This is a genomic window from Collimonas humicola (assembly GCF_018304945.1).
Classification (GTDB): domain Bacteria; phylum Pseudomonadota; class Gammaproteobacteria; order Burkholderiales; family Burkholderiaceae_D; genus Collimonas; species Collimonas humicola.
This window is the reverse complement of sequence record NZ_JAGQEE010000001.1, coordinates 1,425,376-1,450,780: the sequence shown is the minus strand read 5'-3', so window position 1 is coordinate 1,450,780 and position 25,405 is coordinate 1,425,376. Positions and strand designations below refer to the sequence as shown.

21 protein-coding genes are annotated in these 25,405 nt (G+C 61.4%); 7 read left to right on the top strand and 14 right to left on the bottom strand.

Annotated features, from left to right (window positions below; translation table 11 throughout):
• Nucleotides 1–20: 20 nt before the first annotated feature.
• The 4 genes from KHU30_RS06540 to KHU30_RS06525 form a co-directional block, all read right to left on the bottom strand.
• Entirely contained in the window at nucleotides 21–1,142 is a 1,122-nt protein-coding gene (locus KHU30_RS06540; RefSeq protein ID WP_211441759.1) for an ABC transporter ATP-binding protein, read from the bottom strand.
• Between the two features lie 27 nt (nucleotides 1,143–1,169).
• Nucleotides 1,170–2,069 carry a carbohydrate ABC transporter permease gene (locus KHU30_RS06535; protein ID WP_211441758.1) on the bottom strand — a complete coding sequence of 300 codons (900 nt, stop codon included), beginning with the start codon at nucleotides 2,067–2,069 and terminating at the stop codon, nucleotides 1,170–1,172.
• 12 nt (nucleotides 2,070–2,081) lie between these two features.
• The gene (locus KHU30_RS06530) at nucleotides 2,082–3,005 is read right to left on the bottom strand and encodes a carbohydrate ABC transporter permease (RefSeq protein ID WP_211441757.1); all 924 of its coding nucleotides are present in this window, start codon (nucleotides 3,003–3,005) and stop codon (nucleotides 2,082–2,084) included.
• A gap of 311 nt (nucleotides 3,006–3,316) precedes the next feature.
• The gene (locus tag KHU30_RS06525; protein WP_211441756.1) at nucleotides 3,317–4,576 is read right to left on the bottom strand and encodes an ABC transporter substrate-binding protein; all 1,260 of its coding nucleotides are present in this window, start codon (nucleotides 4,574–4,576) and stop codon (nucleotides 3,317–3,319) included.
• Nucleotides 4,577–4,981: 405 nt separating this feature from the next.
• Here KHU30_RS06525 and KHU30_RS06520 point away from each other — a divergent pair, with 405 nt between their 5' ends.
• The 3 genes from KHU30_RS06520 to KHU30_RS06510 are packed head-to-tail and all read left to right on the top strand — an operon-like array spanning nucleotide 4,982 to nucleotide 8,557.
• Nucleotides 4,982–6,355, top strand: a complete 1,374-nt coding sequence (locus tag KHU30_RS06520; RefSeq protein WP_230427201.1) for an ABC transporter substrate-binding protein — start codon at nucleotides 4,982–4,984, stop codon at nucleotides 6,353–6,355.
• The gene (locus KHU30_RS06515; RefSeq protein WP_329956562.1) at nucleotides 6,352–7,065 is read left to right on the top strand and encodes a response regulator transcription factor; all 714 of its coding nucleotides are present in this window, start codon (nucleotides 6,352–6,354) and stop codon (nucleotides 7,063–7,065) included. The genes KHU30_RS06520 and KHU30_RS06515 overlap by 4 nt, the downstream gene beginning before the upstream one ends.
• A 4-nt stretch (nucleotides 7,066–7,069) precedes the next feature.
• Complete coding sequence (locus KHU30_RS06510) at nucleotides 7,070–8,557, top strand: ATP-binding protein (RefSeq protein ID WP_211441754.1); 1,488 nt, start codon at nucleotides 7,070–7,072, stop codon at nucleotides 8,555–8,557.
• A 32-nt stretch (nucleotides 8,558–8,589) separates the two neighbouring features.
• Here the strand turns inward: KHU30_RS06510 and KHU30_RS06505 are convergent, their stop codons facing one another.
• From KHU30_RS06505 to KHU30_RS06495, 3 genes are all read right to left on the bottom strand, one after another.
• On the bottom strand, nucleotides 8,590–9,204 hold the full coding sequence (locus KHU30_RS06505) for a cupin domain-containing protein (RefSeq protein ID WP_211441753.1): 615 nt from the start codon (nucleotides 9,202–9,204) through the stop codon (nucleotides 8,590–8,592).
• Nucleotides 9,205–9,217: 13 nt separating this feature from the next.
• A complete protein-coding gene (locus tag KHU30_RS06500) occupies nucleotides 9,218–10,120 on the bottom strand; it encodes a LysR substrate-binding domain-containing protein (RefSeq protein ID WP_211441752.1) in 903 nt (300 codons plus the stop codon).
• 491 nt (nucleotides 10,121–10,611) lie between these two features.
• Entirely contained in the window at nucleotides 10,612–11,034 is a 423-nt protein-coding gene (locus KHU30_RS06495) for a DUF4019 domain-containing protein (RefSeq protein WP_211441751.1), read from the bottom strand.
• 311 nt (nucleotides 11,035–11,345) lie between these two features.
• On the opposite strand from KHU30_RS06495, the gene KHU30_RS06490 reads away from it, so the two are divergent.
• A complete protein-coding gene (locus tag KHU30_RS06490) occupies nucleotides 11,346–13,466 on the top strand; it encodes a TonB-dependent receptor family protein (RefSeq protein ID WP_211441750.1) in 2,121 nt (706 codons plus the stop codon).
• A 69-nt stretch (nucleotides 13,467–13,535) separates the two neighbouring features.
• On the opposite strand, the gene KHU30_RS06485 is transcribed toward KHU30_RS06490, so the two are convergent.
• The 4 genes from KHU30_RS06485 to KHU30_RS06470 form a co-directional block, all read right to left on the bottom strand.
• Nucleotides 13,536–15,275 (bottom strand): YadA family autotransporter adhesin, encoded by a 1,740-nt coding sequence (locus KHU30_RS06485; protein WP_211441749.1) that lies wholly within the window; start codon nucleotides 15,273–15,275, stop codon nucleotides 13,536–13,538.
• A 50-nt stretch (nucleotides 15,276–15,325) separates the two neighbouring features.
• The gene (locus KHU30_RS06480) at nucleotides 15,326–16,999 is read right to left on the bottom strand and encodes a PA domain-containing protein (RefSeq protein WP_211441748.1); all 1,674 of its coding nucleotides are present in this window, start codon (nucleotides 16,997–16,999) and stop codon (nucleotides 15,326–15,328) included.
• A complete protein-coding gene (locus KHU30_RS06475; protein WP_211441747.1) occupies nucleotides 16,999–17,292 on the bottom strand; it encodes a hypothetical protein in 294 nt (97 codons plus the stop codon). The genes KHU30_RS06480 and KHU30_RS06475 overlap by 1 nt, the downstream gene beginning before the upstream one ends.
• 326 nt (nucleotides 17,293–17,618) lie before the next feature.
• Complete coding sequence (locus tag KHU30_RS06470; RefSeq protein WP_211441746.1) at nucleotides 17,619–18,806, bottom strand: acyl-CoA dehydrogenase; 1,188 nt, start codon at nucleotides 18,804–18,806, stop codon at nucleotides 17,619–17,621.
• Nucleotides 18,807–19,019: 213 nt separating this feature from the next.
• Between KHU30_RS06470 and sorA the strand changes: the two genes are divergently transcribed.
• Both sorA and sorB read left to right on the top strand, forming a co-directional pair.
• Nucleotides 19,020–20,246 (top strand): SorA family sulfite dehydrogenase catalytic subunit, encoded by a 1,227-nt coding sequence (sorA, locus tag KHU30_RS06465; protein WP_211441745.1) that lies wholly within the window; start codon nucleotides 19,020–19,022, stop codon nucleotides 20,244–20,246.
• Between the two features lie 9 nt (nucleotides 20,247–20,255).
• Nucleotides 20,256–20,588 (top strand): SorB family sulfite dehydrogenase c-type cytochrome subunit, encoded by a 333-nt coding sequence (gene sorB, locus KHU30_RS06460; RefSeq protein WP_211441744.1) that lies wholly within the window; start codon nucleotides 20,256–20,258, stop codon nucleotides 20,586–20,588.
• Nucleotides 20,589–21,371: 783 nt separating this feature from the next.
• On the opposite strand, the gene KHU30_RS06455 is transcribed toward sorB, so the two are convergent.
• Together KHU30_RS06455 and KHU30_RS06450 are read right to left on the bottom strand one after the other, a co-directional pair.
• Nucleotides 21,372–22,487: an alkene reductase gene (locus tag KHU30_RS06455; protein WP_211441743.1), complete on the bottom strand. Its 1,116-nt coding sequence runs from the start codon at nucleotides 22,485–22,487 to the stop codon at nucleotides 21,372–21,374.
• A 166-nt stretch (nucleotides 22,488–22,653) separates the two neighbouring features.
• Nucleotides 22,654–23,253: a TetR/AcrR family transcriptional regulator gene (locus KHU30_RS06450; protein ID WP_211441742.1), complete on the bottom strand. Its 600-nt coding sequence runs from the start codon at nucleotides 23,251–23,253 to the stop codon at nucleotides 22,654–22,656.
• A 320-nt stretch (nucleotides 23,254–23,573) separates the two neighbouring features.
• Between KHU30_RS06450 and KHU30_RS06445 the strand changes: the two genes are divergently transcribed.
• Nucleotides 23,574–24,818 carry an MFS transporter gene (locus KHU30_RS06445; RefSeq protein WP_230427200.1) on the top strand — a complete coding sequence of 415 codons (1,245 nt, stop codon included), beginning with the start codon at nucleotides 23,574–23,576 and terminating at the stop codon, nucleotides 24,816–24,818.
• Between the two features lie 26 nt (nucleotides 24,819–24,844).
• Here KHU30_RS06445 and KHU30_RS06440 read toward each other — a convergent pair whose 3' ends face one another.
• A complete protein-coding gene (locus KHU30_RS06440) occupies nucleotides 24,845–25,303 on the bottom strand; it encodes a hypothetical protein (protein WP_211441741.1) in 459 nt (152 codons plus the stop codon).
• Nucleotides 25,304–25,405 lie beyond the last annotated feature (102 nt).

The following is a 25,405-nucleotide window of genomic DNA, read 5'->3' as shown; positions in this document are numbered from 1 at the left end:
ATCCATTTATTCATCCATTTCTATTGTTTGGATGAAATCATATTTCCCGGCTTCAGTCTTTCCAGGGCGAGGCCCTGGGCGTCGAACACGTGGAAGGCGCTGCTCGGCGCCGACAAGGTGACGCTGTCGCCGATATGCACCGGATTGTTGCCGTCGCCGCGCACCAGCAGGTCCTGGCCGTCCTGCAGGGTGACATAGATGAAATTCGCTTCGCCCAGGTGTTCGACGATGCTGACCTTGCCGTTGAATACTTCTCCACTATGCGCGTTTTCCAGGATATGTTCAGGGCGCAGGCCAACCGTGACCGCATCGCCGGCCTTGGCTGTGCCGGCGGCGACGTCGGCGCGGATTTCCTGGCCGTTGCCGAGCTTGATGTGCAAACAGTCGGCTGCCACCGCGCTGACCGTGCCGGTGAACAGGTTCATCTTCGGTGAGCCGATAAAGGTCGCGACAAACAGGTTTTTCGGACGCTGGTACAGCTCCAGCGGCGAGCCGGCCTGCTGGATGAAGCCGTCGTTCATCACCACGATCTTGTCGCCCAGGGTCATGGCCTCGACCTGGTCATGGGTGACGTAGACAATGGTGGCTTCGAGCTGCTTGTGCAGCTTGGCGATTTCCAGCCGGGTCTGCACCCGCAGGGCGGCATCCAGGTTGGACAGCGGCTCGTCGAACAGGAACAGTTTCGGCTTGCGCACGATGGCGCGGCCGATGGCGACGCGCTGGCGCTGGCCGCCCGAGAGCTCGCGCGGCAGGCGCTCCAGCAGATGGTCGATCTTGAGGATGCCGGCGGCGTGGCGGATGCGCTGGTCGATGGCGGCCTTGTCGGCGCCGGCGATCTTCAGGCCGAACGCCATGTTCTTGTACACCGTCATATGCGGATACAGGGCGTAGCTCTGGAACACCATGGCGATGCCGCGTTCGGCCGGCGGCAGGTGGTTGACCACGCGGTCGCCGATAGACAGTTCGCCGCTGGTGATCGATTCCAGGCCGCACAGCATGCGCAGCAGGGTCGACTTGCCGCAGCCGGAAGGGCCGACCAGCACGACGAATTCGCCGTCCTTGATTTCCAGGTTGAGGTCGGCCAGCACGTTCTGCTTGCCGTCGTACGATTTAGTGATTTGCTTAACGCTTACGTTTGCCATAGGAGGTCTCGTTTTCTGCTTTGTCTATTACTTGACCGCGCCGGAAGTCAGGCCGCGTATCAGTTGCCGGGAGAAGATGACGTACATGATCAGGATCGGGATCACCGCTAGCGAGAGCGCCGCCAGCACCGAATTCCAGTCGGTCACGTACTGGCCGATGAATTGCTGCACGCCGAGCGTGACGGTCTTGGTTTCATCCGAAGGCGCCAGGATCAGGGGGAACCAGAGATCGTTCCAGGCCGGGATCATGGTGAACACCGCTACCGTAGCGATGGCCGGGCGGATCAGCGGCAGGATGATCTGGAAGAAGATCTTGAATTCGCCGACGCCGTCGCAGCGCGCCGCATCCTTCAGTTCCTTGGGGATCTGGCGGATGAATTCAGACAAGATCATCACCGCCAGCGGCAAGCCCTGCGCGGTGTAGACCAGGATCAGCGCGGTCCGGGTGTTGATCAGGTCGAGGCTGACCACCAGCTGCAGGATGGAGACGGTGCCGAGCCGGATCGGGATCATGATGCCGAGCGCCAGGTACAGCGCCATCAAGCGGTTGCCGCGGAACTTGTACTCCGACAGCGCCCAGCCGGCCATGGCGCCGAACAGCACGATGAGGGCTAGGGAGCCGAGCGTGACTACCAGGCTGTTGCCGAAGTAGAGCATGAAGTTGGTGTTGTGCAGCACCTTTTCAAAGCCGATCAGCGAGAACGAGTCCGGCGTCGGAAACGCCAGCGGGTTGTCGAAGATGGCGTCGCGCGACTTGATCGAATTGATCAGGATCAGGGCGATCGGGAACAGCGCGATCACGGCGTAGGCGCACAGCACCAGGTGGACCCAGATGCGGCCGAGGTTGGCGAAGCGGCTGCGGGCGACGACTGGCGCAGGCGCCGGCGTCGCGGATGCGGCGGAAGAGAGCGAGGAGATGGATGTCATGATAAGTCCTCGTTACAGTTCGTAGCGTGTCAGCTTGCGCTGCACAAGATAGAAATAGCCGGCGACGCCGAGCAGGATCACCAGGAACATCAAGGTGGCGACCGCCGCGCCCATGGTCGGGCTGCCGATCTGCGCCTGGTAGCCGAAGAAGGTACGGTAGAAGAAAGTGCCCAGGATGTCGGTGCTGTAGTTCGGTCCGGCCAGCGCGCCCTTGACCGAATAGATCAGGTCGAAGGCATTGAAATTGGCGACGAAGGTCAGGATCGTCACCAGGCCCAGGGTCGGCAGGATCAGCGGCAGCTTGATTTGCCAGAAGATGCGGAACGCGCTGGCGCCTTCCGCGTAGGCGGCTTCCAGCACTTCTTCCGGCACCGCCAGCAGCGCCGCATAGATCAGCATCATGGGGATGCCGACGTATTGCCAGACCGAGATCAGGCCGAGCGTCAGCAGGGCGCTGCTTTCCTGGCCCAGCCATGGCGCAAAGTAGTCGTCCAGGCCGATGTGCTGCATCAAGCCCTCGCCGACGCCCCACAAGGGCGACAGGATCAGCTGCCAGATAAAGCCGATGATCACCACCGACAGCAGCGTAGGCAGGAAAATCAGGGTACGGTAGGTGCGCGCGCCGCGCAGCCCCTTGAGGCTGAACAAGGTGGCCAGCAGCAAGCCGATCGGATTCTGCAGCAGCATGTGGATGGCGAAGAATTTCAGGTTGTTCAGCATGGCGTTCCAGAACGCCTTGGACCAGTCCGAATCGAACAGGATGGTATGGTAATTGGCGAGGCCGACGAAGCTGTGGACGCCGGCATCGTTGCTGGTATAGAAACCGAGGCGCAGGGTGTCCAGCAAAGGCAGGGCGCTGAACATGGAATAGATGATGACCGCTGGCGCCAGGAACACCACGATGTGCCAGGGGAAGGTCTTTTTTTGAAGATTCATTCTGGTTTTCTTTGAATGCAAGTTCACCCGCAGGCGCAGCAATCTCACGGGGGAGAACGTGAAGACGACTCCTGCCCGCAGAGCGAACTCTGAAATACGGACGTGATGGCGGCTTATTGTTGTGCGGATGCCGTTCTTCACGGGCCTGACCTTAGCGGGCTGTAACCGCTGCTGGCAAGCCTTGGATGCTAGTGTAGTACTTCTTGAGTAGTGTTTCTGGCGAAGCGCTACGCTAGCTGGCTTGTCGGCAAAGGATGGGGGCTATCTTAATCCCATCCATTGCCAGACGATAGCATTCATGCAATAAAGGCTTATTGCTGCGGCTTGTACCATTTGGCAAAACCGGTCTGTATCTGCGCTGCAGCTTCCTTAGGCGCCAGCTTGCCGTTCAGCACTTGCGCATTGACGTTCCACAGCTGGTTTTCCATGCTCGGTTCGCCGCGGTTCAGGATCTGCGCATTCAGGCGGATGGTCGAGGAGCAGGACTTGCGCCAGTCGATCATCTGCTTGGCGACCGGATCCTTGACCGAGATCAGGTGATCCGACAGCGAGAAGAAGCCGGTGACCTTGTTGGTGTAGATGTCGGCAAACTCTTGCGAGCCGAGCCAGGCCAGGAACTTGTAAGCATCTTCCTTGTTCTTGGACTTTTTGTTGACGCCCATGCCGATATCGTTGTGATCCGAGATGTAGCACTTGTCGCCTGCCTTGGGCACCGGCGGCGGGAAGGCGCCCATCGAGATCTTGGAGTTGTCGTTGAAATAGGCGATATCCCAGGAACCGGCAGGATAGATCGCTGCCTTGCCCAGGGCGAACTGGTTCTGGCTGTCGCCATAGGTTTGCGAGCTGGCGCCCTTGGACAGGTACTTGCCGAGCTTGGCTTCGTATTCAAAAGCGTTGACGAAGTTAGGATCGGTGAATTTTTCCTTGCCGGCGATCAGCGCCTTGCGGCCTTCTTCGCCCTTCCAGTAGTTAGGACCCACGCCGGTGAAGATGATCTGGCTGGATTCCCACTGGTCGTTGGTGCCCAGCGCCAGCGGCGCGTATTTGCCGTTGCTCTTGATGGTGTCGAGCACCTTGAAGAATTCAGCTTCGGTCTTGGGCGGTTGCAGGTTCAGGTCTTTGAAGATCTTCTGGTTGTACAGGAAGCCGTGGATCACGGAAGCGATCGGCATGCAGAAAGTGTCTTTGCCGTCATCGCTCTGCCACGCGGTTTTGGCGGAAGCAGGGAAGTGTTCCATGCCTGGCTTGCCGTCCAGCTTTTCCAGGTTGCCCTTCTTGTACAGGGACAGCGAGACGTCGAACGGACGGCAGGCGATCAGGTCGCCGGCAGTGCCGCCGGCCAGCCGCGCGGAGAGGCTGGAATCGTATTCGGTTGGCGCGGTAGGTGCAAATTTGACTTCGATGCCCGGATTTTTTTTCTGGAAAGCCGGGATCAGCACGGTTTCCCACAGGGTCTTGTCGTCGACGCGCCAGCTTTCGATGGTCAGCGTGCCGGCTTGTGCCGTGCCGCAGGCCGCCAGGGCGATCAGTACGGCGTTGCGGATAGTGCGAATTCGGTTGACCGTTTGCATCTAAGTCTCCTCTTGGATTTTTATCGGATTGGATTTTGCGGCTCTCCATGCAGAGCAAACCGCCGCGAACAGACATTAGCACCATAAAAATTGTGCCGCCATCTTTCACATCGATCGGCCGCATGATTTTCATAAGCTATTGATTTTATTGATGAAAGGCGAAGTTGGCAGCTTTTGGCGATTACATATCTTTACAGTATGGCCAATGAAATTTTATGCTCCCATACGGCAATTATCCAGAATACTTGCGCTAATGCGATGCTGATTGAAAAGATAACTTTACGAAAACTTACGTTTCTTTACAAAACGAGAAGAGCGCTAACGTTGCGTGCAGGAGTTGCGCTATAGTCACACGCGTTGTGGGGAGACCAGGTAGTGTTCATAAAAAATATCAACAAGGCACACATGATTGATAAACGACTCCTTGAACGGCTCTGGGGGAGATGCAAGGATGACAGGGGAAGGTGGCTGACAGCATATCGCAGCTGGTTGGCGCTGCTGGGGCTTGGCTTTCTGCTGAACTGTGCGATCGGCGCGGCAGGCGCAGCCGGCCTGGCGCCTGCCGTCAACGCCGGCCAGCCGCCGGCTTCCTTGCAGGTGCTGCACTGGTGGACCTCGGCCGGCGAGCGCAAGGCGGTCGATGTCCTTGCCGGCAAGCTGGCGGAAGAAAACATCCAGTGGCGCGACGCCGCCGTTCCCGGCGGCGCCGGCCTCGGCGCCAGCAAGGTGCTGAAGAGCATGGTGCTGGCCGGTAAAGCGCCGGAAGCGACCCAGCTCAACGGCATCGTGTTCGGCGAGTGGGCCGATCTCGGCTTGCTGCTGGAGCTGGACGATGTCGCCACGCCCGGCAACTGGCAAAAGCTGCTGTTCCCTACCGTCTGGTCGCTGGTGCTCAACCGCGGCCATGTGGTGGCCGCGCCCCTGGGAATTCATCGCATCAACAACCTGTTCTATAACAAGAAGATCTTCGATCGCCTGAACCTGGCGCCGCCCAAGACCTGGGCCGACTTCAGCCGCGCCGCCGACAAGCTCAGGCAAGCCGGCATCACGCCGCTGGCGCAAAGCAGCGAAGCTTGGCAGGTCGCCACCTTGTTCGAAACGCTGGTGCTGGCGGAAAGCGGCCCGGCTTATTACCGCTCGCTGTTCGTCGATCTCAATCCGCTGGCCTTTGGCGACCAGCGCATGACCCATGCGCTCAAACGCTTGCGCGCGCTCAAGGAATGGATGCCGGCGCCGCTCAAGGAGAGGCCCTGGCCCGAGATGACGCGCCAGCTGGCCAGCGGCGAGGCCGCCATGTTCGTGATGGGCGACTGGGCCAAGGGCGAGCTGCTGGCCTGGGGGCTGAACACCGACCGGGACTTTGCCTGCAGCACAGTGCCCGGCACCGCCGACTACCATCTGTATAGTGTCGATACCCTGGCCATGTTCGCCGGCGACTATTCGCACCAGCCGGCGCAGGAAAAGCTGGCGCAGATCATCATGTCGCCGCCGGTGCAAACCGCATACAATCAGGTCAAGGGCGCGATCCCGGTGTGGCGTGCGCCGGATCTGTCGAAGATGGACAGCTGCGCGCGCGCCTCATGGGCCGCGTTCAGCAAGGGCAGCGCCTACCAGGCGCCGAGCCTGGTGCACCGCATGGCCGCCGACGAAACCGCCAAGGACGCCATCGTCGCCGAAGTGCATCGTTACTTCATCGACGACAAGATGTCCGAGAGCGATGTCCAGCGCAAGCTCGCCAGCATTGCGCGGACCGTGACGAAAACAGGAAAGTTGGAATAATGCGCAAGATACTCATAGTCGACGATGACCAGAAGACCCGGACGCTGCTGAAAGCCTACCTGGAAAAGAACCAGTACGAAGTGCGCCTGGCGCATAACGGCGAAGCCTTCCTGGCCGAGTTCCAGCGCTACGCGGAAGAACTGTCGCTGGTGATCCTGGATGTGATGCTGCCGGATACCGACGGCTTCGCCCTGTGCAAGACGGTCCGGCGCAAGTCGAACGTGCCGATCATCATGCTCACCGCCAGCTCCGACGAGACCGATCGCGTGGTCGGCCTGGAGCTGGGCGCCGACGACTATATCGCCAAGCCCTACAGCCCGCGCGAGCTGCTGGCGCGCATCAAGGCCATCCACCGCCGCAGCGGCATCGACAGCGCGGTGGCGCCGCGCTACTACCGTTTCGTCGGCTTCACCCTCGATACGGTGGAGCGCACCCTGAGCGACCCGGAAGGCCAGCTGGTGGCGCTGACCGGCCTCGATTACCAGTTGCTGAAGTATTTTGTCGAGCATCCGGGCGATGTGCTCGACCGCGGCGTCTTGTGCGAGGAAACCCGCGGCCGCGATGTCGGCCCGCTGGACCGTTCGCTGGATGTGCAGATCAGCAAATTGCGCCTGCGCCTCAACGACGGCGGCAAGGACCCGCACCTGATCAAGACCGTGCGCGGCGTCGGCTATGTGTTCTCGGCCGACGTGGCGGCCGCGCATAGCTGAAGCCATGTCGCGAGCGACCTGGTCGGCCGGCTACAACCGGCTGCTGTCATGGCTGCTGCCGCATACGCTGCTGGGCCGGCTGTCGGTGGTGATGGTGTTCGGCGTGCTGGTGACGCAGCTGGCCGGCGGCCTGATCTGGTCGGCGCAGCTGCGCAGCAAGGCCGAAGTCGAGACCAGGACCGCTTCCCAGCACCTGGCCCACAGCGCCGCCAGCGCCATCCGCTTCTTCATGAGCCTGCCGGCCAATTACCGGCCTATCCTGATCCAGCAGCTGCGCGAAATGGGCGGCACGCGCTTCTTCGTCAACGCCAACGACGGTCCGGTCACCATCCGCAAGATCGCCGACAATCCGCTGGCCGACATGGCGCTGGGCGAGATCGGCGCGACCCTGAAAACCGACCTGCCTTTCCTGCCCGGCTTCCGCCTGGCGTTTGCCTGGCCCGAGGACCTGACGGTGTCGACCGACGGCCTGAAGGTGGCGGACTTGCCGGACAGCTGGGTCCAGCATACCTTGCTGATCAAGCCCAATCCGGCGCCGGTGCTGGTGATCCAGACGGAACTGGAGCCTGGCACCTGGCTGTATCTGGCAGCCCTGATGCCCAATCCGTATTTCCTCGACAGCGATAACCCGCTGTCGGCCGGACGCCTGCTGCTGCAAGGCGTGTCGCTGGCGACCGTGCTGCTGCTGTCGATCCTGGTGGTGCGCTGGACCACGCGCCCGCTGGCGGCGCTGTCGGACGCTGCCGACGCCTTCGGCAAGGGCGAGGCGCCGCCGGAACTGCCGGAAACCGGCAGCCGCGAATTCATCAAGACAGCGCGCGCCTTCCGCGCCATGCGCGAGCGCATCAAGCGCTACCTGGACGACCGCGAACGGCTGTTCGTCTCGATTTCGCACGATTTGCGGACTCCGATCACCCGCTTGAAACTGCGCACCGAACTGCTGGACGACGAAGAGCTGCGCGGCGAATTTCACGAGGACCTGGACGAGCTCGACATGATGGTCAAAGGCGCCTTGCAGTCGGTCAAGGATAGCGATATCCATGAAAACCGCACCGAGGTACGGCTTGACGCCCTGATCTTGCGCATGATCCGCGACGCCCGCATGGCGGGGCACGAGGTGGCGTTCAGCGAAACCGGGCTGACAGTGATGGCCAAGCCGCTGGCGCTCAAGCGCGCCATCGGCAACCTGTTCGACAATGCCCTGCATTACGGCCACAAGGTGGAAATCTCGGTGGCCAGCCTGATCAATGAGTCCGGCGCCAATATCCAGATCCAGATCCGCGACCATGGCCCCGGCGTGCCGGAAGAAGCCTTGCTCAGCCTGTTCGATCCCTACACCCGGCTGGAGCACGGGCGCGACCAGAATGCCGGCGGCATGGGACTGGGGCTGGGGATTGCACGCAATATCGTGCAGGCGCATGGCGGCGAACTGCTATTGCGCAACCACCCCGACGGCGGCCTGGTGGCGACCATTGTCTTGCCGCAGACTTGAGCGGATCGCGCCTCTCAGTCGGGCGTATGTTCTTAGCCGTCCTTGGGAGCGAGCCGGTCGATGAGCTGAGCGTGTTCCGGGTTGTTGCGCCGGAACGCGCTTAACTCTTCCTGGCCGGCGATCTTGAATTTGGCGAATTCAAACGGTCCTCTGCATTCGCAGGTAACCAGTCCATATTCTCCGCTCGGATAGGCGCCGAACCAGTCGCCGAATCCGGCGGCATTTTTTTCGATGACGACGTCGTTGTCGTCAGTCACCGTTTCCGCCGGTTTCCAGCTGCCGTCGCTTCCGATTTTGGGAATGACCAGCGCGTCGCCCGAAATCAGCTTGAATCTCTCTTCGGTGTCTTGCAGGCTGTGCCAGCTGGAAATCGCCTGCTCCGGCAGCAGATAGAAAATCACGGTGTACGCCTGGTTGCGGATGAATTCGCGGTAGAAGCCGCCTTCCGGATGGACTTCCAGCGCCAGGCCGTGCCGGATATGTGCGGCAGTCAGGCGCTGCTGCGCGGGCAGGGCGTGCAGCGTCTCCAGGTAATGCTTGATGTTGAGCGCCTCGGCCGGCAAACCGCCGGCGCCGGCCGTAATGAGCTGCTCCAGTTCTGCAAGATAAGCGCTTAAATGCCGGATCAGTCTGGCAGGCGTGTACATGCGGTTTCCTTTTTTACAGGCCGAAGGAGTAGTTTTTTGCCACGTGCAGCGCGGCTTCGCGCAGATCGTGGGCAAGCTCCGAGCGGATGCCGCCGCTCGGGTAGGCCAGCACATACTTGTAGGTGATGTCGGCCTTGAACGGCCGCGTGACGACGCCGTGCGGGCGCCAGATCTTGGCCGCGAACGGTTCCACGATGGCGACGCCGAAACCGTTGGCCACCATCGCATAGCGGGTATGCGAGGTGTGCGTCTGGATCGTGTAGTTGGGGCGGATCGCCGCCGAATTCAGGGTCGACAGCTCGCGGTCGTAGGATTGCGCGCTGTTGGGCATCCAGCCGATGACGTTTTCGCCGTCCAGGTCTTCCGGCAAGACGATCTCCTTTTGCGCCAGCGGATGGGTGGCCAGCATCGCGCACAGCACGGTCGCTTCCATGATCGGTTCGACCTCGATGCCGGCGAACGGCGGGAACGCCAGGCTGAGCGCCATGTCGACCTTGAGATCCTGCAGGCTGACCAGGATTTCCGGCACGGTGCAGCTGTCGATCTTGACCGAGACATCCGGATGCTGCTTGAAGAAGCGTTGCAGTACTTCCGGCAGCAGGGTGGTGGACAGCACCGGCAGGCAGGCGACGGTCAAGCCTTCCGGCGCTTCATGGCGGATGTTGCCGGCCACTTGCATCAGCCGCTCCAGGCCCAGGAAGTTTTCCTCCACCGCCTTGTAGAAGCGCACCCCGGCGTTGGTCGGCTCAAGCCTGCCCTTGGCGCGGTTGAACAGGCGGAAGCCGAGATCGGCTTCAAGGTCGGCGATCAGGCGGCTGATGGCCGGCTGGGTGACGTGCATGCGGCGGGCAGCGGAGACGCTGGTGCCGGAGATCATCAGTGAACGGAAAGCTTCGATTTGGCGGAAACGAATCATGATGTGGTGTCAATGCAAGAGTGCGGTCTCGTGTGTGCATGGAGCTGCTAAGGCTTCGTCAGGCAATAAGCGCTGCAACAAAAACCGTCGGAGACAGCGGCAGCAACCGCTATAACAAACAGCTATGGCACATACAAATTTGTGAGTGGACATGATATTCCATTCTTGTAACACTGTGTGCACTGAAAATGTTGTTGTGCACCACAGCAATCGACGTTTGTCACATGGATTTTTTGATTGAACCGCGGTTCAATGATTGCTCCGGCCGATGTGCTGCCAGTTTTGCGCCGCCGGCGGAGTTGAAGATTTCTGGTTATGTCCAGATTTGCCCACAAGGCGCCCTGTTTTTAGAGATTTCGAGGCCCTCACAAGGTGGCTTTCGGATCCTGGGGTTGCATCAGCCCCAGCCCGCGCCTGTACTGCTGCCGATATCCCTGCTTTTATACTCCTTTTCCCACTCCCTGTTTTTTCGCCTGCGTTTACTTTCGCCATCAGCGGATGAAATAGCCTGAGACTTTCCAGCTGCCATCCTTTTCACGCATGGGCGTGATCGTTTCGAGCGCAGCTTTTTTGTTTTCGAACTGGGTCTCGTACTGGATCACCACGTATTCGCCGTCAGGCGCGCCGGGCAGGGTAGTCGCATATTCTGTGCTTTTGAGTTCGCGCGCCTTGACGCTGCCAAGCGGCGCCCGCAACGAGCGCACGCCGGTTTCCCAGGTGCTCTTGGAAATGCCCGTCTTGAAAAACGTGCCGGCGCGTTCCCAGCTCTCGCCGTATTTGCCGGCATCGGTCAGCGCGATCCATGCCTTGGCTGCGGTTTCGGCTTGCTTGATGATTTCTGCTTGCGGCTCGGCGGCGAAAGAAGGGGCTGCGTTCATCAGCAGCACTGCGGCTAGCGCCAATATGGTTTTCATTTCCGTTTCCCCCTGGATGAAGTTTCCTTAGGTCGCGCAGATGGATGCATGCCGTTCCGATACGTTCAGATCATAGGGGTTGCGGCAGCTATTTGCAATGCAGCCGTATTGTCGATGCCGTCTGGTAATGAGCCGCGGCAGCGAAACTGAAAAACAACATTTCCAGGGTTTGCATTGACACATATAATGAGAATCATTATTGTTTCGACCTTTGCAAACTCACCGCCAGCCAGTATCTTCCGTTTCCGACCACGTCGCGTAGCAATAGAACAGCCAGTGCAAACATGACGCGTATCAGGAGAATAAACCGCATGGCTGTCCTCGAACTTCCCCAGACTCTGAACACCCCGCGCTTGAAGTGCTCCGCTGCCGTCGCCCTGGCGCTGGCAGTGCTGGCCTTGCCGGCGACGTTGCATGCGCAGCAGGTTGACTCCAGCGCTGCGGCCGAAGAGCATGCGCTGGAGTCGATCCAGGTCAGCGGCGACTGGCTCGGCACCGGCCTGCAAAACAGCGTCAAGCGCTATCCCGGCGCGCGCACGGTGGTCAAGAAAGAAGATATCGAAAATTCCGGCGCCGCCAGCATCGGCGACGTCATGCGCCGCATTCCTGGCGTACAGGTGAGCGACAATTCCAGTTCCGCCGGCAGCTCGGTTTCGCTGAATATCGGCGTGCGCGGCCTGGCGGGGCGCTTCTCGCCGCGTTCCACCGTGCTGCTCGACGGCATTCCGCTGGCGGTCGCGCCGTATGGCCAGCCGCAGCTGTCGTTTGCCCCGGTCAGCCTCAACAACATCGAGGCGATCGACGTCGTACGCGGCGCCGGCTCGGTCCGTTTCGGTCCGCAGAATGTCGGCGGCATCATCAATTTCAAGACCCGCTCGATTCCGACCGAGCCGGGCTTCAACGGCGACGCCAGCGTGCGCACCAATAACGCCACCGAGGCTGGCGGCGCCAACCGCCAGTACAGCGCCTTCGTCGGCAGCCAGCTCGATAACGGCCTCGGCCTGGCGGTACTGTATTCCGGCGTCGACGGCTCCGGCTGGCGCGCCGACAGCGGCGAAACGGTCAACGATTTTGCCTTGAAATACCGCTACCAGCTGACCTCGGGTTCAGAGATCTACGGCAAGCTGTCCTATTACGACGTGCGCTCGCAGACGCCGGGCGGCCTGAGCGCTGCGCAATACGCTGCCAATCCGTTCCAGAATACCCGGCCCACCGACTTCTGGAGCGGCACCCGCAAGGGCGCCGACGTCGGCTACCTGAATACGATTTCCGATACCCAGGAATTCGAGATCCGCACTTATTACAACGAGAGTTTCCGCCAGAGCACGCTGATCAGCGGCAAAGTCCTCGGCCATCAGCCGCGCACTTACCAGACGCTGGGAATCGAGCCGCGCTATACGCAGCGCTTCAATCTCGGCGGCAGCGTCAACGATGTGACAGTCGGTTACCGCTATATCCGCGAAACCGGCAATGACCTGGTGTACAACAGCGCGCTGGCGACCGGCATCGCAGCGCCGCCATCGAGCTCTTTCGATAATTTCACCGGCGCCCATGCGGTCTATATCGACGACAAGATCGCACTGGGAGACTGGCGCATTACGCCTGGCATCCGCTACGAGCATATCCGTTCGACCCGCACCGATGTCCTCAACGGTCCGGTATTCCCGGTAGCTAACAACAAGGCCTTGCCGTCGCTCAGCGTAGCCTATCTGCTGAGCCAGAACCTGACGCTGTTCAGCAATTACAGCACTTCGTTCGGTCCGGTCCAGAATACCCAGCTCAATGCGGCGATCGCCGGCAACCCGCTGGTGCCTGAAGTGGCCAAGACCGCCGAAATCGGCGCGCGCTGGAAGAGCCGCCAGCTGTCGGCTGAGATCACCGCTTTCGACATCCGTTTCGACAACCAGATCCAGCAGGTGGCAGGCAGTTCGCCGGCGGTGTTCCAGAATATCGGCGCCACCCGCCATGACGGCATCGAGACGGCGATCGACTATGCCTTCGACAAGGCCGGCGCGCTGGCCGGCCTGAATCTCTACGCCAACTACACCTACACCCGCGCGCTGCAGAAATCCGGCCCGACTGCTGGCCTCGATGTGCCGTTCTACTCGCGCAATACCGACACCATCGGCGCCCGTTACACCGTCGGCGCCTGGGGTTTCGATATGTCGAGCACGCATCAAAGCCGGCAGTTTGCCGACAACGCCAACACCATCGCCGAAAGCGCGAACGGCGGCAACGGCGAGATTCCCGGTTTCCGCACCTGGAATGCGCAAGCCAGCTGGAAGGTGCCGGGCCTGAAGGGCGCCGAACTGCTGGCCGGCGTCAACAACCTCGCCGACAAGCGGTATTTCACCCGCACCACCGATTCGAATATCGGCAAGCTGGTGGGCGCACCGCGCACGGTGTACCTGCAGGGACGCATCGCTTTCTGAACGCAGGGAGGTATCGTACGGGAAGAAGAATGGAAGCCAGTTGCCGATGGCTTCCATTTTTTATTGCAGCTACCAGGAGAAGCTGCCGCTGCCCTGGATCGCCACCTGACCGCCGTTGGCGGCGCTGGCGCCAAAAGCCAGCTGGGTATGCTGGGAAATGCTGGAAGCGAAAGCGATGCCGAGCGCGCCGTAGCCGCCGTAGCTGGCGGTGCCCAGCGCCACGCCGCTGCTGTCGCCGCGCGCGATGTACACGTGCGGGATCGCCATCGCCTGGGCGGTGGCGCGGGCTGCGTAGCTCTTGCTTTGGTTCAGCGTATCCTGTGCCGATGCCTGCATCTGGTTCAGGTTGACGGCGTCGGTGCCAGCCGTGCCGGGAGCGACATTGGCGATCTGCCGTTCGCCGCCGGCATAGCCGACCGATACGGTATTGGCGCGCGTCGCCACCGAACCTTGTCCCAGCGCCACCGAGTTGGAGGCCGAGGCCACCGCATTGGCGCCCACGGCTACTGAGTTATTGCCGCTGGCGATCGCATTGTTGCCGATGGCCGTGGCCGGGTCGGCAATCGCTTGCGCGCCGGCGCCTATCGCCACCGAGCCGTTGAAGCTGGCCGTGGCGCCGGCGCCCAATGCCACCGTGTTGTCGCCATTGGCGCTGGCGTTGGTGCCCTGGGCGATGGCGTTCGCGCCCTTGGCCGAGACGCCGTTGCCGCAAGCGACGCTGCCGCCGGCGCCGATCTTGCAGGCGCCGCTGTTGAACAGCGAGACCAGGGCCTTTTGCATCTCCGTCAGCTGCCCCACATTGGCGGCATCGGTGGCGGCAACGCCGGCAGCCACATTGTTGATGACGGTGCCGGCGCCGTTGTTGGCGTTCAGCACCAGCGCGGTGCCGCCATTGCCGTACTGGGCCGAGTTGCTGGCGCTGGCGGTGGTGGCGCTGGTGGCGGTCACTGCGGTCTGTTCCAGCTTGGCGGCGCGGGCATCGATGCCGACCACACGCGTATCCAGGCTGGTGAGCGAGGAGCGCATGCCGGTCATCCAGATATCCACGGCTGAGAATGCATCGCCGACCTTGGCAGAGCTGACGCCCTGGATCACATAGGAAGGCGCCGTCAGCGCGCCGGCTGCGTTGACCGAGGCATTGCCGCCCAGCGCCGTCACCAGGCCGCGGTATTGGGCAAGGTTGGTGGCGTCGTTGTCCTGCGTGCCCGCGGCGACATTGATGATCTGGCGCTGGAACGGCGCCGTGACGTTGCCGTCGCTGTCGGTCACGCTTTGCACGCTGCCGACGGATACGGTGTTGGCGCGGTCAGCCACCGAGTTGGCGCCCAGCGCCACGCTGTTGTCGGTGCTGGCGCGGCTCAGCCGCCCCAGTGCGGTGCTGTTCTTGCCATTGACCAGCGCCGATTCGCCCACCACCGTGGCGTTGACGCTGAAGGCATTGGCATTCGCGCCGACTGCGGTGCTGCCGGCCTCGCCGGCAAAACTGTTGGCGCCGACAGCCGAGGCATTGGCTTTGACGGCCGCGGCATAGGCGCCTACCGCAGTGGTGTTCTGGTCAACGGCCTGGGTGCCGCTGCCCAAGGCCGTCGCCAGTGCGCCCGAGGCGACGCTGGTATTGCCGGCGGCTACCGCGTCGACGCCTGCGGCCTTGGCGTTGTCGCTGCCGTCCTTCAAGCCGTTGGCATCAAAGTAGGAAGGTGCAGCCTGGGCGCCGGCGTCGGCCGGCAGCCAGCCCAGTGCGGCGATGCACAGGCTCATTTGCAACAGCGAAAAACCGGATACGCCATCTCTTGTGCGGCTATTCTTCATCGAAATTCCCTAAGGTAAGGTAATGAACAGAAGTAATGGACAGAAGCAGTTCAATGCCATGCCGCATATTGCGCATCAGCCTTGCTGCCGACCAGGCACATCTTCAGGCTCTGCGCCTGCGCCGGCTTGAACAGCTTGGCCTCCAGCCGCGACTGGATGTAGCGGCCGGTGCAGTCGCGGTAATCGCCGACCGTGGCTGAGGTCTTGGCGCACAGTTTGAGATTGGTCACCGCGTTGGCGCCGGGGATCAGGCCGCCCGGAGAGGAGACCGGCACGCTGGTATTGCAGTCCAGCAGGCTCAGGTTGCCGCGGTTGACGCCCCAGCCGATATCCATGAACAGTGCGGGCGTCAGGTCGAGGTCGGCCTGGGCGATCACGGTGGAACTGGCGCTCGGCGCCATCAGCGGCGTCGGCAAGAGATTCTGGTCGAAATGCGAGAACGTCGATCCCGGCAGGAACCCTGGCGGAGCATTGATCTTGGCGCGCCGGATCGCTGCGCCGGCAGGATCCGCGCCATCCGCAAGCACGCCGGCCAGGCGGCGGTCCGCATAGGGACCGATGCCGCCGGCCGCCAGGCCTTGCAGGTTGGCGCGGAGCTGCTTGCCGAACGCCTGCGGCACCAGTATCGAAGGGATGGTGACCTGGTCCGAACCATTGCCGGTGCCCATCAGGCCGACAGTCGAGCCGCCGTTGTCGGCGATGATCGCCGCCACTGCGCCGGCCTGCTGGGCATACAGGACTTTTTGCGAAAAATTGCATGAGCCGCGATCAATCAGCGCTATCCGCTGCGTCAGTGCGGCGGCGTTGGTGAAGGGCTGGCAGCCGTCGGTATGCACGACATTGCCAGCATCCGTGTAGACAGCCTGCACCACAGCGCCGGTGAAGGCGGCGGCAGTCGCCGGCGAACCGAAATCGGCGATGACGAATGCGCTGTAGCCGGCCGCCGCTGCCGGCGCCGTGATCTGAAAGGCCGGTTCTGGTTTTAGCTTGATCGGCACCTCGGCGGTAACCTGCGGGCCGGTCCATACCAGATGGTCGCCGATCCGGGCCGCGGCCCGCTCGGCGTTGCTCATCGCATTCCAATCGGCGCCGCCGGCGCTGCGGACAAAGCGATTGTAGATATTGCTGGGATCGGCGGCTGTGCGGTCGGTAGCGCTGTTGCCGGCAAAACCCAGGCCGTGCCCGATTTCGTGGGTGACGACGTCGAGGAAATTGGTTTGGCCTTTTGGCGTGCGTCCATCCAGGCCGTAGTACCAGCCCTTGGCCGCGCCGCCGACATCGATGTCGGTGGTGAATTCGGAATGGATATCGTCCGATTGCGGATTGTTGTCCACGCCGCGCAGTGAATTGGCGAGCGCCTTGCTGTACCAGGTGTTGGGGAGCGGGGCGTTGGCGAAATCCCGAAAGGTATAGATCGCGTAGGCCTGGCCTAGGATGTCATTGCCGGCCGAGTTTTTGCCCAGCGATTTGAAGGAGGCCTGGACCCTGATCGGCACCGCGCTGTTCAGCAGCGCGCCATACATATTGAGCGCGAATTGATAGACCAGGCGGCGCTGCTCGCCCAGGGTTGCGCCGGGATTGCCGCCCACCGGCGCGGCGGCGGTGAGGTCATTCAGGCCGGCTCCGGCGGGATCCTGGTTGACCAGGACCAGTTCGGCGGATTGTGCTGCCTGTATGCCGTACAGCAAGGCCAGTATTCCTGCGCAATGAATAAGGCGTTTCATCAGCGCACCTCTGCTTTCTTCTGAGGCGCCGAGATCTCGGCCGAGTGCTGCACTACAATAGTGCCGTCGGCGGCCTTTACAGCGACCAGCGGCGGCATCGCTTCAGCTTTCATCGCCACGCCGTCCCCCGGGCGCGCACCCTGGCGAGCGGCGCTATCGCCGGCAGTAGTTTGGGGAGTTTTATTTGGCGCGGGAGACGGTTCGGCTGCAGAGGCGGCCATCGGCGCCGCTACGCCAAGGACGAGCGACAGGGCGTGCGCGCCCTTGCACAAATTCCTGATAGGGTTGTTCATGGTTTGAGCTCCTCTATGACACGCTGCCGGTTGCAGCGGATCGTTATTGGTATGGGATTGAACGGACGGATTTCATCCTGGACAGCAGCTGCAACGACACGACTCTCGTGCATGGAGTCTTATCTGTTATGCCCGGCGAGATGGAAAAAGGGGACACGAAGCGAGCAATTATTTATACAAATTCTTGCCGCTGATGGAGGAAAGGGGGGGATTGGCGATAGATTGGGATTGGCGCGGCCGATCAACGCCAGCGATGCCGGGGCGCGCATTCGACCGGCCGCCGGCTGGTGCTGCAGGTGTGCGGCGTTGTCTCAGCCGCACTCGTTCTAGTTGGCGAAGGCCGCGATCCCGGTCTGGGCCCGGCCTAGGATCAGGGCATGGACGTCATGCGTGCCCTCATAGGTATTCACCACTTCCAGGTTCACCAGATGGCGGATCACGCCAAACTCGTCGGAAATGCCGTTGCCGCCCAGCATGTCGCGCGCCATGCGGGCAATATCCAGTGCCTTGCCGCAGGAATTGCGCTTCATGATGGAAGTGATTTCCACCGAGGCGCTGCCTTCTTCCTTCATGCGGCCCAGCCGCAAACAGCCTTGCAGCGCCATGGTGATCTCGGTCTGCATGTTGACCAGCTTGAGCTGCACCAGCTGGTTGGCGGCCAGCGGCCGGCCGAACTGCTTGCGCTCCATGGTGTAGCTGCGCGCCGCATGCCAGCAGAATTCGGCGGCGCCGAGCGCGCCCCAGGCAATCCCGAAACGCGCCGAATTGAGGCAGGTGAACGGACCCTTCAGGCCACGGACGTCGGGGAAGGCGTTTTCTTCCGGGCAGAACACCTGGTCCATGACGATCTCGCCGGTGATCGAAGTGCGCAGGCCGACCTTGCCGTGGATCGCCGGCGTCGACAGGCCCGGCCAGCCTTTCTCCAGGACGAAGCCGCGGATCGCGCCCTCGTCGTCCTTGGCCCAGACCACGAAGACGTCAGCGATCGGGCTGTTGGTGATCCACATCTTGCTGCCGCTCAGCGCGTAGCCGCCGTCGACCTTGCGCGCGCGCGTGACCATGCTGCCGGGGTCGGAGCCATGGTCCGGCTCGGTCAGGCCGAAGCAGCCGATGAATTCGCCGCTGGCCAGCTTGGGCAGGTATTTCTGCCTGGTGGCCAGGTTGCCGAATTCGAAGATCGGCAGCATCACCAGCGAGCTTTGCACGCTCATCATGGAGCGGTAGCCGGAATCGATGCGTTCGATTTCACGCGCGATCAGGCCGTAGCTGACGTAGTTGAGGCCGGCGCCGCCGTATTCTTCGGGAATGGTCGCGCCGAGCAGGCCGAGCGCACCCATCTCGCGGAAGATTTCGATGTCGGTGCGCTCATTGCGGAAGGACAGCAGCACGCGCGGCGCCAGTTTGTCCTGTGCGTAGGCGGCGGCGCTGTCGCGCACCATGCGCTCCTCGCTGCTGAGCTGCTGCTCCAGCAACAGCGGGTCGTCCCAGTGGAAGCTGGCGTGTGATGAGGACATGCGTTTTCTCCAGAAATCAGTTGTCTGCGATCTACCTGTCCGGCAGGTAGATATTAGCTTTGCAATTCGCTTTACCGCTTGCCATTATCGTACTAAAGTTCCGCTCATGTTAAGCGATTAACCGATGATGCTTGCCGGGCGAGCGGTCGCTCGTTATTGAGGCGGAAATCGGCCCGGACCATTACAACAATATTGACATGGCAGGAGGCCAGCATGGAATTCAATCAAGGCGGCAACGCACGCCGCAGGTTTTTGCAACAGGCCGGATTCGCCGCCACCTCGCTGGCGCTGGCGCCCATGCAGAGTTTTGCGGCGGCGACCGCCAGCATCCCGGTGGACAACGGCGAGCGCGAGCTGGTCGCTTATCCGCAAAAGCGGCCGCTGATGCGCATCACCACGCGCCCGCCGCACCTGGAAACGCCGTTCAGCGTTTTCAATGAAGGGCCGATCACCGCCAACGATGCGTTTTTCGTGCGCTATCACCTGGCCAATATACCGACCTCCATCGACGCCGACAGCTACCGGCTGAAGATCGCTGGCCGCGTGACGCGCGAGCTGTCCTTGTCGCTGGCTGAACTGAAGGCGCTGGCGCCGGCGGTGGAGGTGGTGGCGGTCAACCAGTGTTCCGGCAACAGCCGCGCGTTTTCGACGCCGCGGGTGTTCGGCGCCCAGCTGGGCAATGGTTCCATGGGCAATGCGCGCTGGGTCGGCGTGCCCTTGAAGGCGGTGCTGGAACATGCGGGCGTGCTGGGCGATGCGCGCCAGGTCAGCTTCAACGGCCTCGACGAGCCGGTGCTGCCGACTACGCCGGATTTCATCAAGGCGCTCGATATCGACCATGCGCTGAGCGGCGAACCGATCATCGCCTGGTCGATGAATGGAACGGATATTCCCTTCCTGAACGGTTATCCGCTCAAACTGATCGTGCCGGGGTATTTCGGCACTTACTGGGTCAAGCACCTGAACCAGATCGAGGTGCTGGACCATGTCTTCGACGGCTTTTTCATGAAGACGGCGTACCGGGTGCCGGATAACGATTGCATGTGCGTGGAGCCGGGGACGGCTGCGGCCAAGACGCGGCCGATTGCGCGTTTGAAGACGCGTTCGTTCATCACCAGCCTGCATGACGGTTCGGTGGTGCATGCGGGGCGGCGGCTGGAATTGAAGGGGATTGCCTTTGATGGCGGCACGGGGATCAGGGCAGTGGATATTTCGGTCGATGGCGGGCAGAGCTGGAAGAGTGCGGTGCTGGGCAAGGATCTGGGCAAGTATTCTTTCCGCGAATGGCGCTTTGGCATGACGCCGTTGCACAAAGGGGAGTTGCCGCTGATGGTGAGGGCGACCTCTAACGGCGGCGAGGTGCAGCCGCTGGAGGCTACCTGGAATCCGGCGGGCTATGCGCGCAATGTGATTGAAACCACCAAGATCAATGTCGCTTAGGGGATGGCCATGAAATATCTGAATTCGACGGTGGGCGGGGTTTTGCTTGGCGTGGTGCTTGGGGCGTCGGCTGCGCCGGTGACGATTGCCTTGCCGCAGGAGACGGCGCAGTTGCGGCCTTCTACCCATCCGGGCTATGTGATTGCGACGCAGATGTGTGCGATTTGCCATTCTGCTGACTATATCAATCAGCAGCCTGGAAAGATGACGCTGACGCAGTGGACGGCGGAGGTGGCCAAGATGCAGCACGCGTATGGCGCGCCGTTGAGCGACGACCAGGTTAAGCAAATCGGGGAGTACCTGGCGATCACCTATGGCAGCGAGAAGCCGGCGTCGCAATAGTCAATTCTGGCGCAGGGTTTGCGGTCCAGATTCAGGTCGCGCAGTCAAATGGGGTCAGAGTTTTTTTACGACAGTTTTATCGTCGTAAATTACTCTGACCCCATTTGACGTTCTACGGAGTACATGTCTTGGCGCACTAAGAACGGTCCACGGGTTGTTAACATCGTAGCTACTCCGTGGATACAAGCCGGGAGCGGCCCGGCAGCCGCTCACTTTCTTTTGCTTGCCTACGCGGCCTTGCCAAAAGAAAGAGGTAACTGGGGTCAGAGTTTTTTTTCGCGGCTTTTTGCGAAAATTACTCTGACCCCAGTTACCGGGTTACGGAGTGAGTGCGGTGGCATGCTAAGAACGGTCTGCGGGTTACTAAAACATTTGCTACTCCGTGGATGCTTGCCGGGGGTGGCCCGGCAACCAGTCACTTTTTCTTGCTTCGCCAAGAAAAAGTAACCAAAAAGAAGGCGACCGCAAAGCCGTTGCCCTCCCTTCGGTCGGGTCCCCAAATCCGGCGCGCGCCAGCCGGGTGAGGGGCAAAACTCGCCTTCGGCTCAAACATGCCCCTCACAATTCCCGGCTGACACGCGCCGGATTTGGCAACGTCTCCATGCGGAATTCAAAACCAACTTCAAAAGCAACCCAACGTCAAAAACAACCCCAAAAACAACGTCAACGTCAAAACCCATGGCTCGCAATTTTCGCGGGCTTCGCAAATCTCCAGGCGAAAAAAATCCCGCTTGCCGTAAAGTGGTGGTGCGCAAGCGGGATTGGAGAAGGCTTTGCTTCGGCTTATGCTTCGGTCAGCGCCGGGTAGTCGGTGTAGCCGTGCTCACCTGTGCCGCCGTAGAGCGGGGCGTCGCTGAAGGGGACGTTGAGGGGCAGGTTGTGCTGCAGGCGCTGCACCAGGTCGGGGTTGGTGATGAAGGCGCGGCCGAAGGCTACCAGGTCGCCGTGGCCGCTGGCGATGGCTTCGCGCGCCATCATGCGGTCATAGCCGTTGTTGACCAGCCAGGCGCCGTCGAAGCGCTGGTGCAGCGCTTCGTAGTCGAACGGGGCGTTGTCGCGCGGGCCGCCGGTGTGGCCTTCCACTACGTGCAGGTAGGCCAGGCCGAATTTGTTCAGCTGTTCCACTACATAGTTGAACAGCGGCTGCGGCTGGCTTTCGCTGGAGTCGTTGACGGGCGATACTGGCGACAGCCGCACGCCTACGCGGCCGCCGCCGATTTCGGCGGTGGTGGCGGCGACCACTTCCAGCAGCAGGCGGGCGCGGTTTTCGATGCTGCCGCCGTAGTTGTCGGTGCGGTGGTTGGAGCCGTCGCGCAGGAAGCTGTCCAGCAGATAGCCGTGGGCGCCGTGGATTTCAATACCGTCGAAGCCGGCTTCCAGGGCACGTCTTGCGGTCTGGCGGAAGTCGTCCACCACGCCCGGGATTTCGGCCAAGGTCAGTTCGCGCGGCACCGAGGTGTCGACGAAGCCTTCGCCGACCACAAAGGTCTTGGCGTCGGCGCGGATAGCCGATGGCGCTACCGGCGCCTTGCCGTCCGGCTGGAACGACACGTGCGACATGCGCCCGGTGTGCCAGATCTGCACCACGATGCGGCCGCCTTTTTCATGCACGGCGTCGGTGATTTTCTTCCAGGCGGCGACTTGTTCCGGCGTATGCAGGCCGGGCGTGTTGGCATAGCCTTGTGCCTGGGCAGACACCTGGGTCGCCTCGGTCACGATCAGGCCGGCCGAGGCGCGCTGGGCGTAGTACTTCAGGTTCAGTTCGTTCGGTACATTGCCCTCGCCGGCGCGGTTGCGGGTCAGCGGCGCCATGACGATCCGGTTGGCCAGCTCGATGTCGCCGATGCGGGCGGGCTGGAACAGGCTGTCTTCGGTGCGGGCTTCTTTGGTGTGGCTCATGTTGATTCCTTCTTCATTAAAACGCGCTCAGGCGCTGGGTGGTTAGGATTACGGCAGGCAATGCAATTCAATATGCTTTAAATGACCGGTCGTCTCAAATTTGTTTTAAAAAATCCCGTTCAAATTCCCTGCAGTCTTCATGGCGCCGGCTGCAGGGGACAACTGTTTACTGCGGCAAGAAAAAATGATCAAACATCAGGTTGACGCATGCCCGCACCGGTGCTGTCGAGCGCTCGATCTTCATGCGCAGCAATGCGCCTTCCCAGGCATTCCAGAAAAAATCGGCAAGCTGTTCGGCGCTGAGGTCGGTGCGCACAGTGCCATCGGCCTGGGCTTTGCGCAGATAGCTGACGAAGCGTTTGCGCCAGCCGCTGACGACTTCTTGCAGGGTGACCCGACACACTTCGCTGGATTCCGACATTTCCGCGGCAAAATTGCCCAGCAGGCAGCCGGCTTTCACTTCGCACTGCTCGTGGTAGCCGATGATGCGTTCGTAGGTATAGCGCAAGGCGGCCAGCGGCTGCTCCGGGCCTTCAGCAAAATACTTCGACCAGGTCGCGGCGAAACCGTCGGCGTAATGCGAGATGACTTCGCCGCCGAAATCTTCCTTGCTCTTGAAGTAGTTGTAGAACGAACCCTTGGGCACGCCGGCGGCATCGACGATTTCCTTGATGCCGGTGCCGTTGTAGCCTTGCTCGACAAACAGCTTGAGCCCGGTTTCCAGCAGCGTCGCGCGGGTGTCGTTGGGAGTGTGAGCTTTATCCATGCCGCCATTATATGACCAGTCGTCTCAAAATGTTTGACGACTTTGATTGATTAAATCAATGGCAACAATAGCGTTGTTCCCCCATGTTGATAAATCGCGCTTTGGACAGGAGCCGGGCAGGCGTCTCCCAGGTGTCTCATTCAAGACAAAAACCGCTTATTTATTGATGGAAATACGTAAAAGCGGCAGGCAAACGGGTATCATTTGCATAAGCTTTTTATCCAAAGCTTTGCGCGCCGCACTCGCATATTTCGCTCACTTACCCAGTTTGCCGCCTTCAAAGAGTTGCCATCATTTTTAATGCCTTCCGTCTATTTTTCATGCGCAAGCTGTCGGCCGATCCGATGCTGCGCCACCACGATTTCCGCCGTTTCTGGCTGACCACCACCATCGCCAGCTTCGGCGAACAGATCAGCAGCCTGGCCATCCCGCTGACGGCGGTGCTGCTGCTGCACGCCACTCCGGCCCAGATGGGGACGCTGATTGCCCTGCAAACCTTGCCGTTCGCCTTGTTTTCACTGCCGGCCGGGGTCTGGCTGGACCGCCGCAGCAAGTATCCGGTGCTGCTGTGGTCGGAATTCCTGTTCGGCTGCGTGCTGGTGATGATTCCTATCAGTTACTGGCTGGGCCTGCTGTCCATGCATGTGCTCTATACGGTGGGTTTCCTGATGGGCGTCGGCTTCGTGGTCGGCGGCAGCGCGGCCCAGGTATTCCTCGCGCAGCTGGTCGGCCGCGAGCATCTGCTCGATGCGCAAAGCAAGTTCGCCGCTACCGATTCCATGGCGCGCCTGATCGGTCCGGGCATCGCCGGCATGCTGGTGCAGCTGCTGACGGCGCCGGTGGCGGTGCTGGTCAATGCCCTCAGCTTTCTGTCGTCATGGTGGAACCTGCGTTACCTGCGCAAGCGCGATCCTTATCCGGCGCCGTCCAACCGCCATCCGTTCCGCGAAATGGTGGACGGCATCAAGATGGTCAGGAATCACGAAGTGCTGTGGGCCCTGGCCTGGGGCACCGCGCTGTGGCAGATACTGTTCAACGGTTATCTGGCGTTGCAGATCCTGTTCGCCACGCGGCAGCTGGGCATGTCGCCTGGTGTGCTGGGCGCCGCGCAAACGCTGGGCGGCTTCGGCGTGCTGGTCAGCTCGATGCTGCTCAAGCCATTGTCGCGGCGCTTCGGCAGCGGCCGCACGATCCTGATCGGCCTCGGCGGCACCGCGGCCGCCTGGCTGCTGCTGGCGGCGATTCCGCCCGCCATCTTCGGCTCGTCCCTGCTGAGCGCACTGGCTTATGGCGTAGTGGTGTTTGTGTTCGATTGCAGCGCCATGCTGTACTTCATGCCTTACCTGGCCTTGCGCCTGAAGCTGACGCCGGATGCCTTCCACGGCCGTATGGTGTCGACCATGCGCTTCATGACGGTGGCGGCAGCGCCGCTGGGGGCCTTGTCGGCCGGCTGGATTGCAGAACACCTGGGCGTGCGCAGCGGCCTGATCGCCATCGCGGCGGGCGGCAGCCTGCTGACTTTCGGGCTGATCAAGGCCTCCCCTTTGCGCGATATCCGTGACTGATTTGCTGCCGTTGCAGCGTTCGGTGACTAGCTGCGCTTGAGCTGGGCGGGAATGCCGAGACCGTCCCGCTCATCTTCCCAGGCCAGCGACACCATCTTCCAGCCGTCTGCCATGCGTATCAGCTGCAGGGTCTTGACGCCGTAGGCGTGAAACGCCTTGCCGTCCAGTATGCCGCTCTTTTCATAGACGCTGTAACGTTGCGCAATGCCGCCGAAGATATCCGTGCGCGCCGACACTTCCTGTTCCTGGAAGTCCACCAGCTGGCCGCCGGTCAGCAGCTTCAGGCGCGGCGCGATGAATTGCTGGAGCGTATAGATCTCGCGCTCGGCGCCGTTGCATTTGATGATCAGTCCCTGGGGAATGAACATGCGATGGATGGCGTCGACATCCGGCCGGGCGCCGTTCTTGTTGGTGAACACGGAAAAGAAGGCGCGCACCAGCGCGTCGATTTCGGATTGGTCGGCGGAAGGCGCAAGAGTCGGCATGGTCAGAGAGGCGGGTGGGCGAAGTGAAAAGATTAAGCTGCCCGCAATCGTTGCGCAAGCTCTATCTTGACGAAAAAAATGGCGATGCCGGCAGCACTGCCA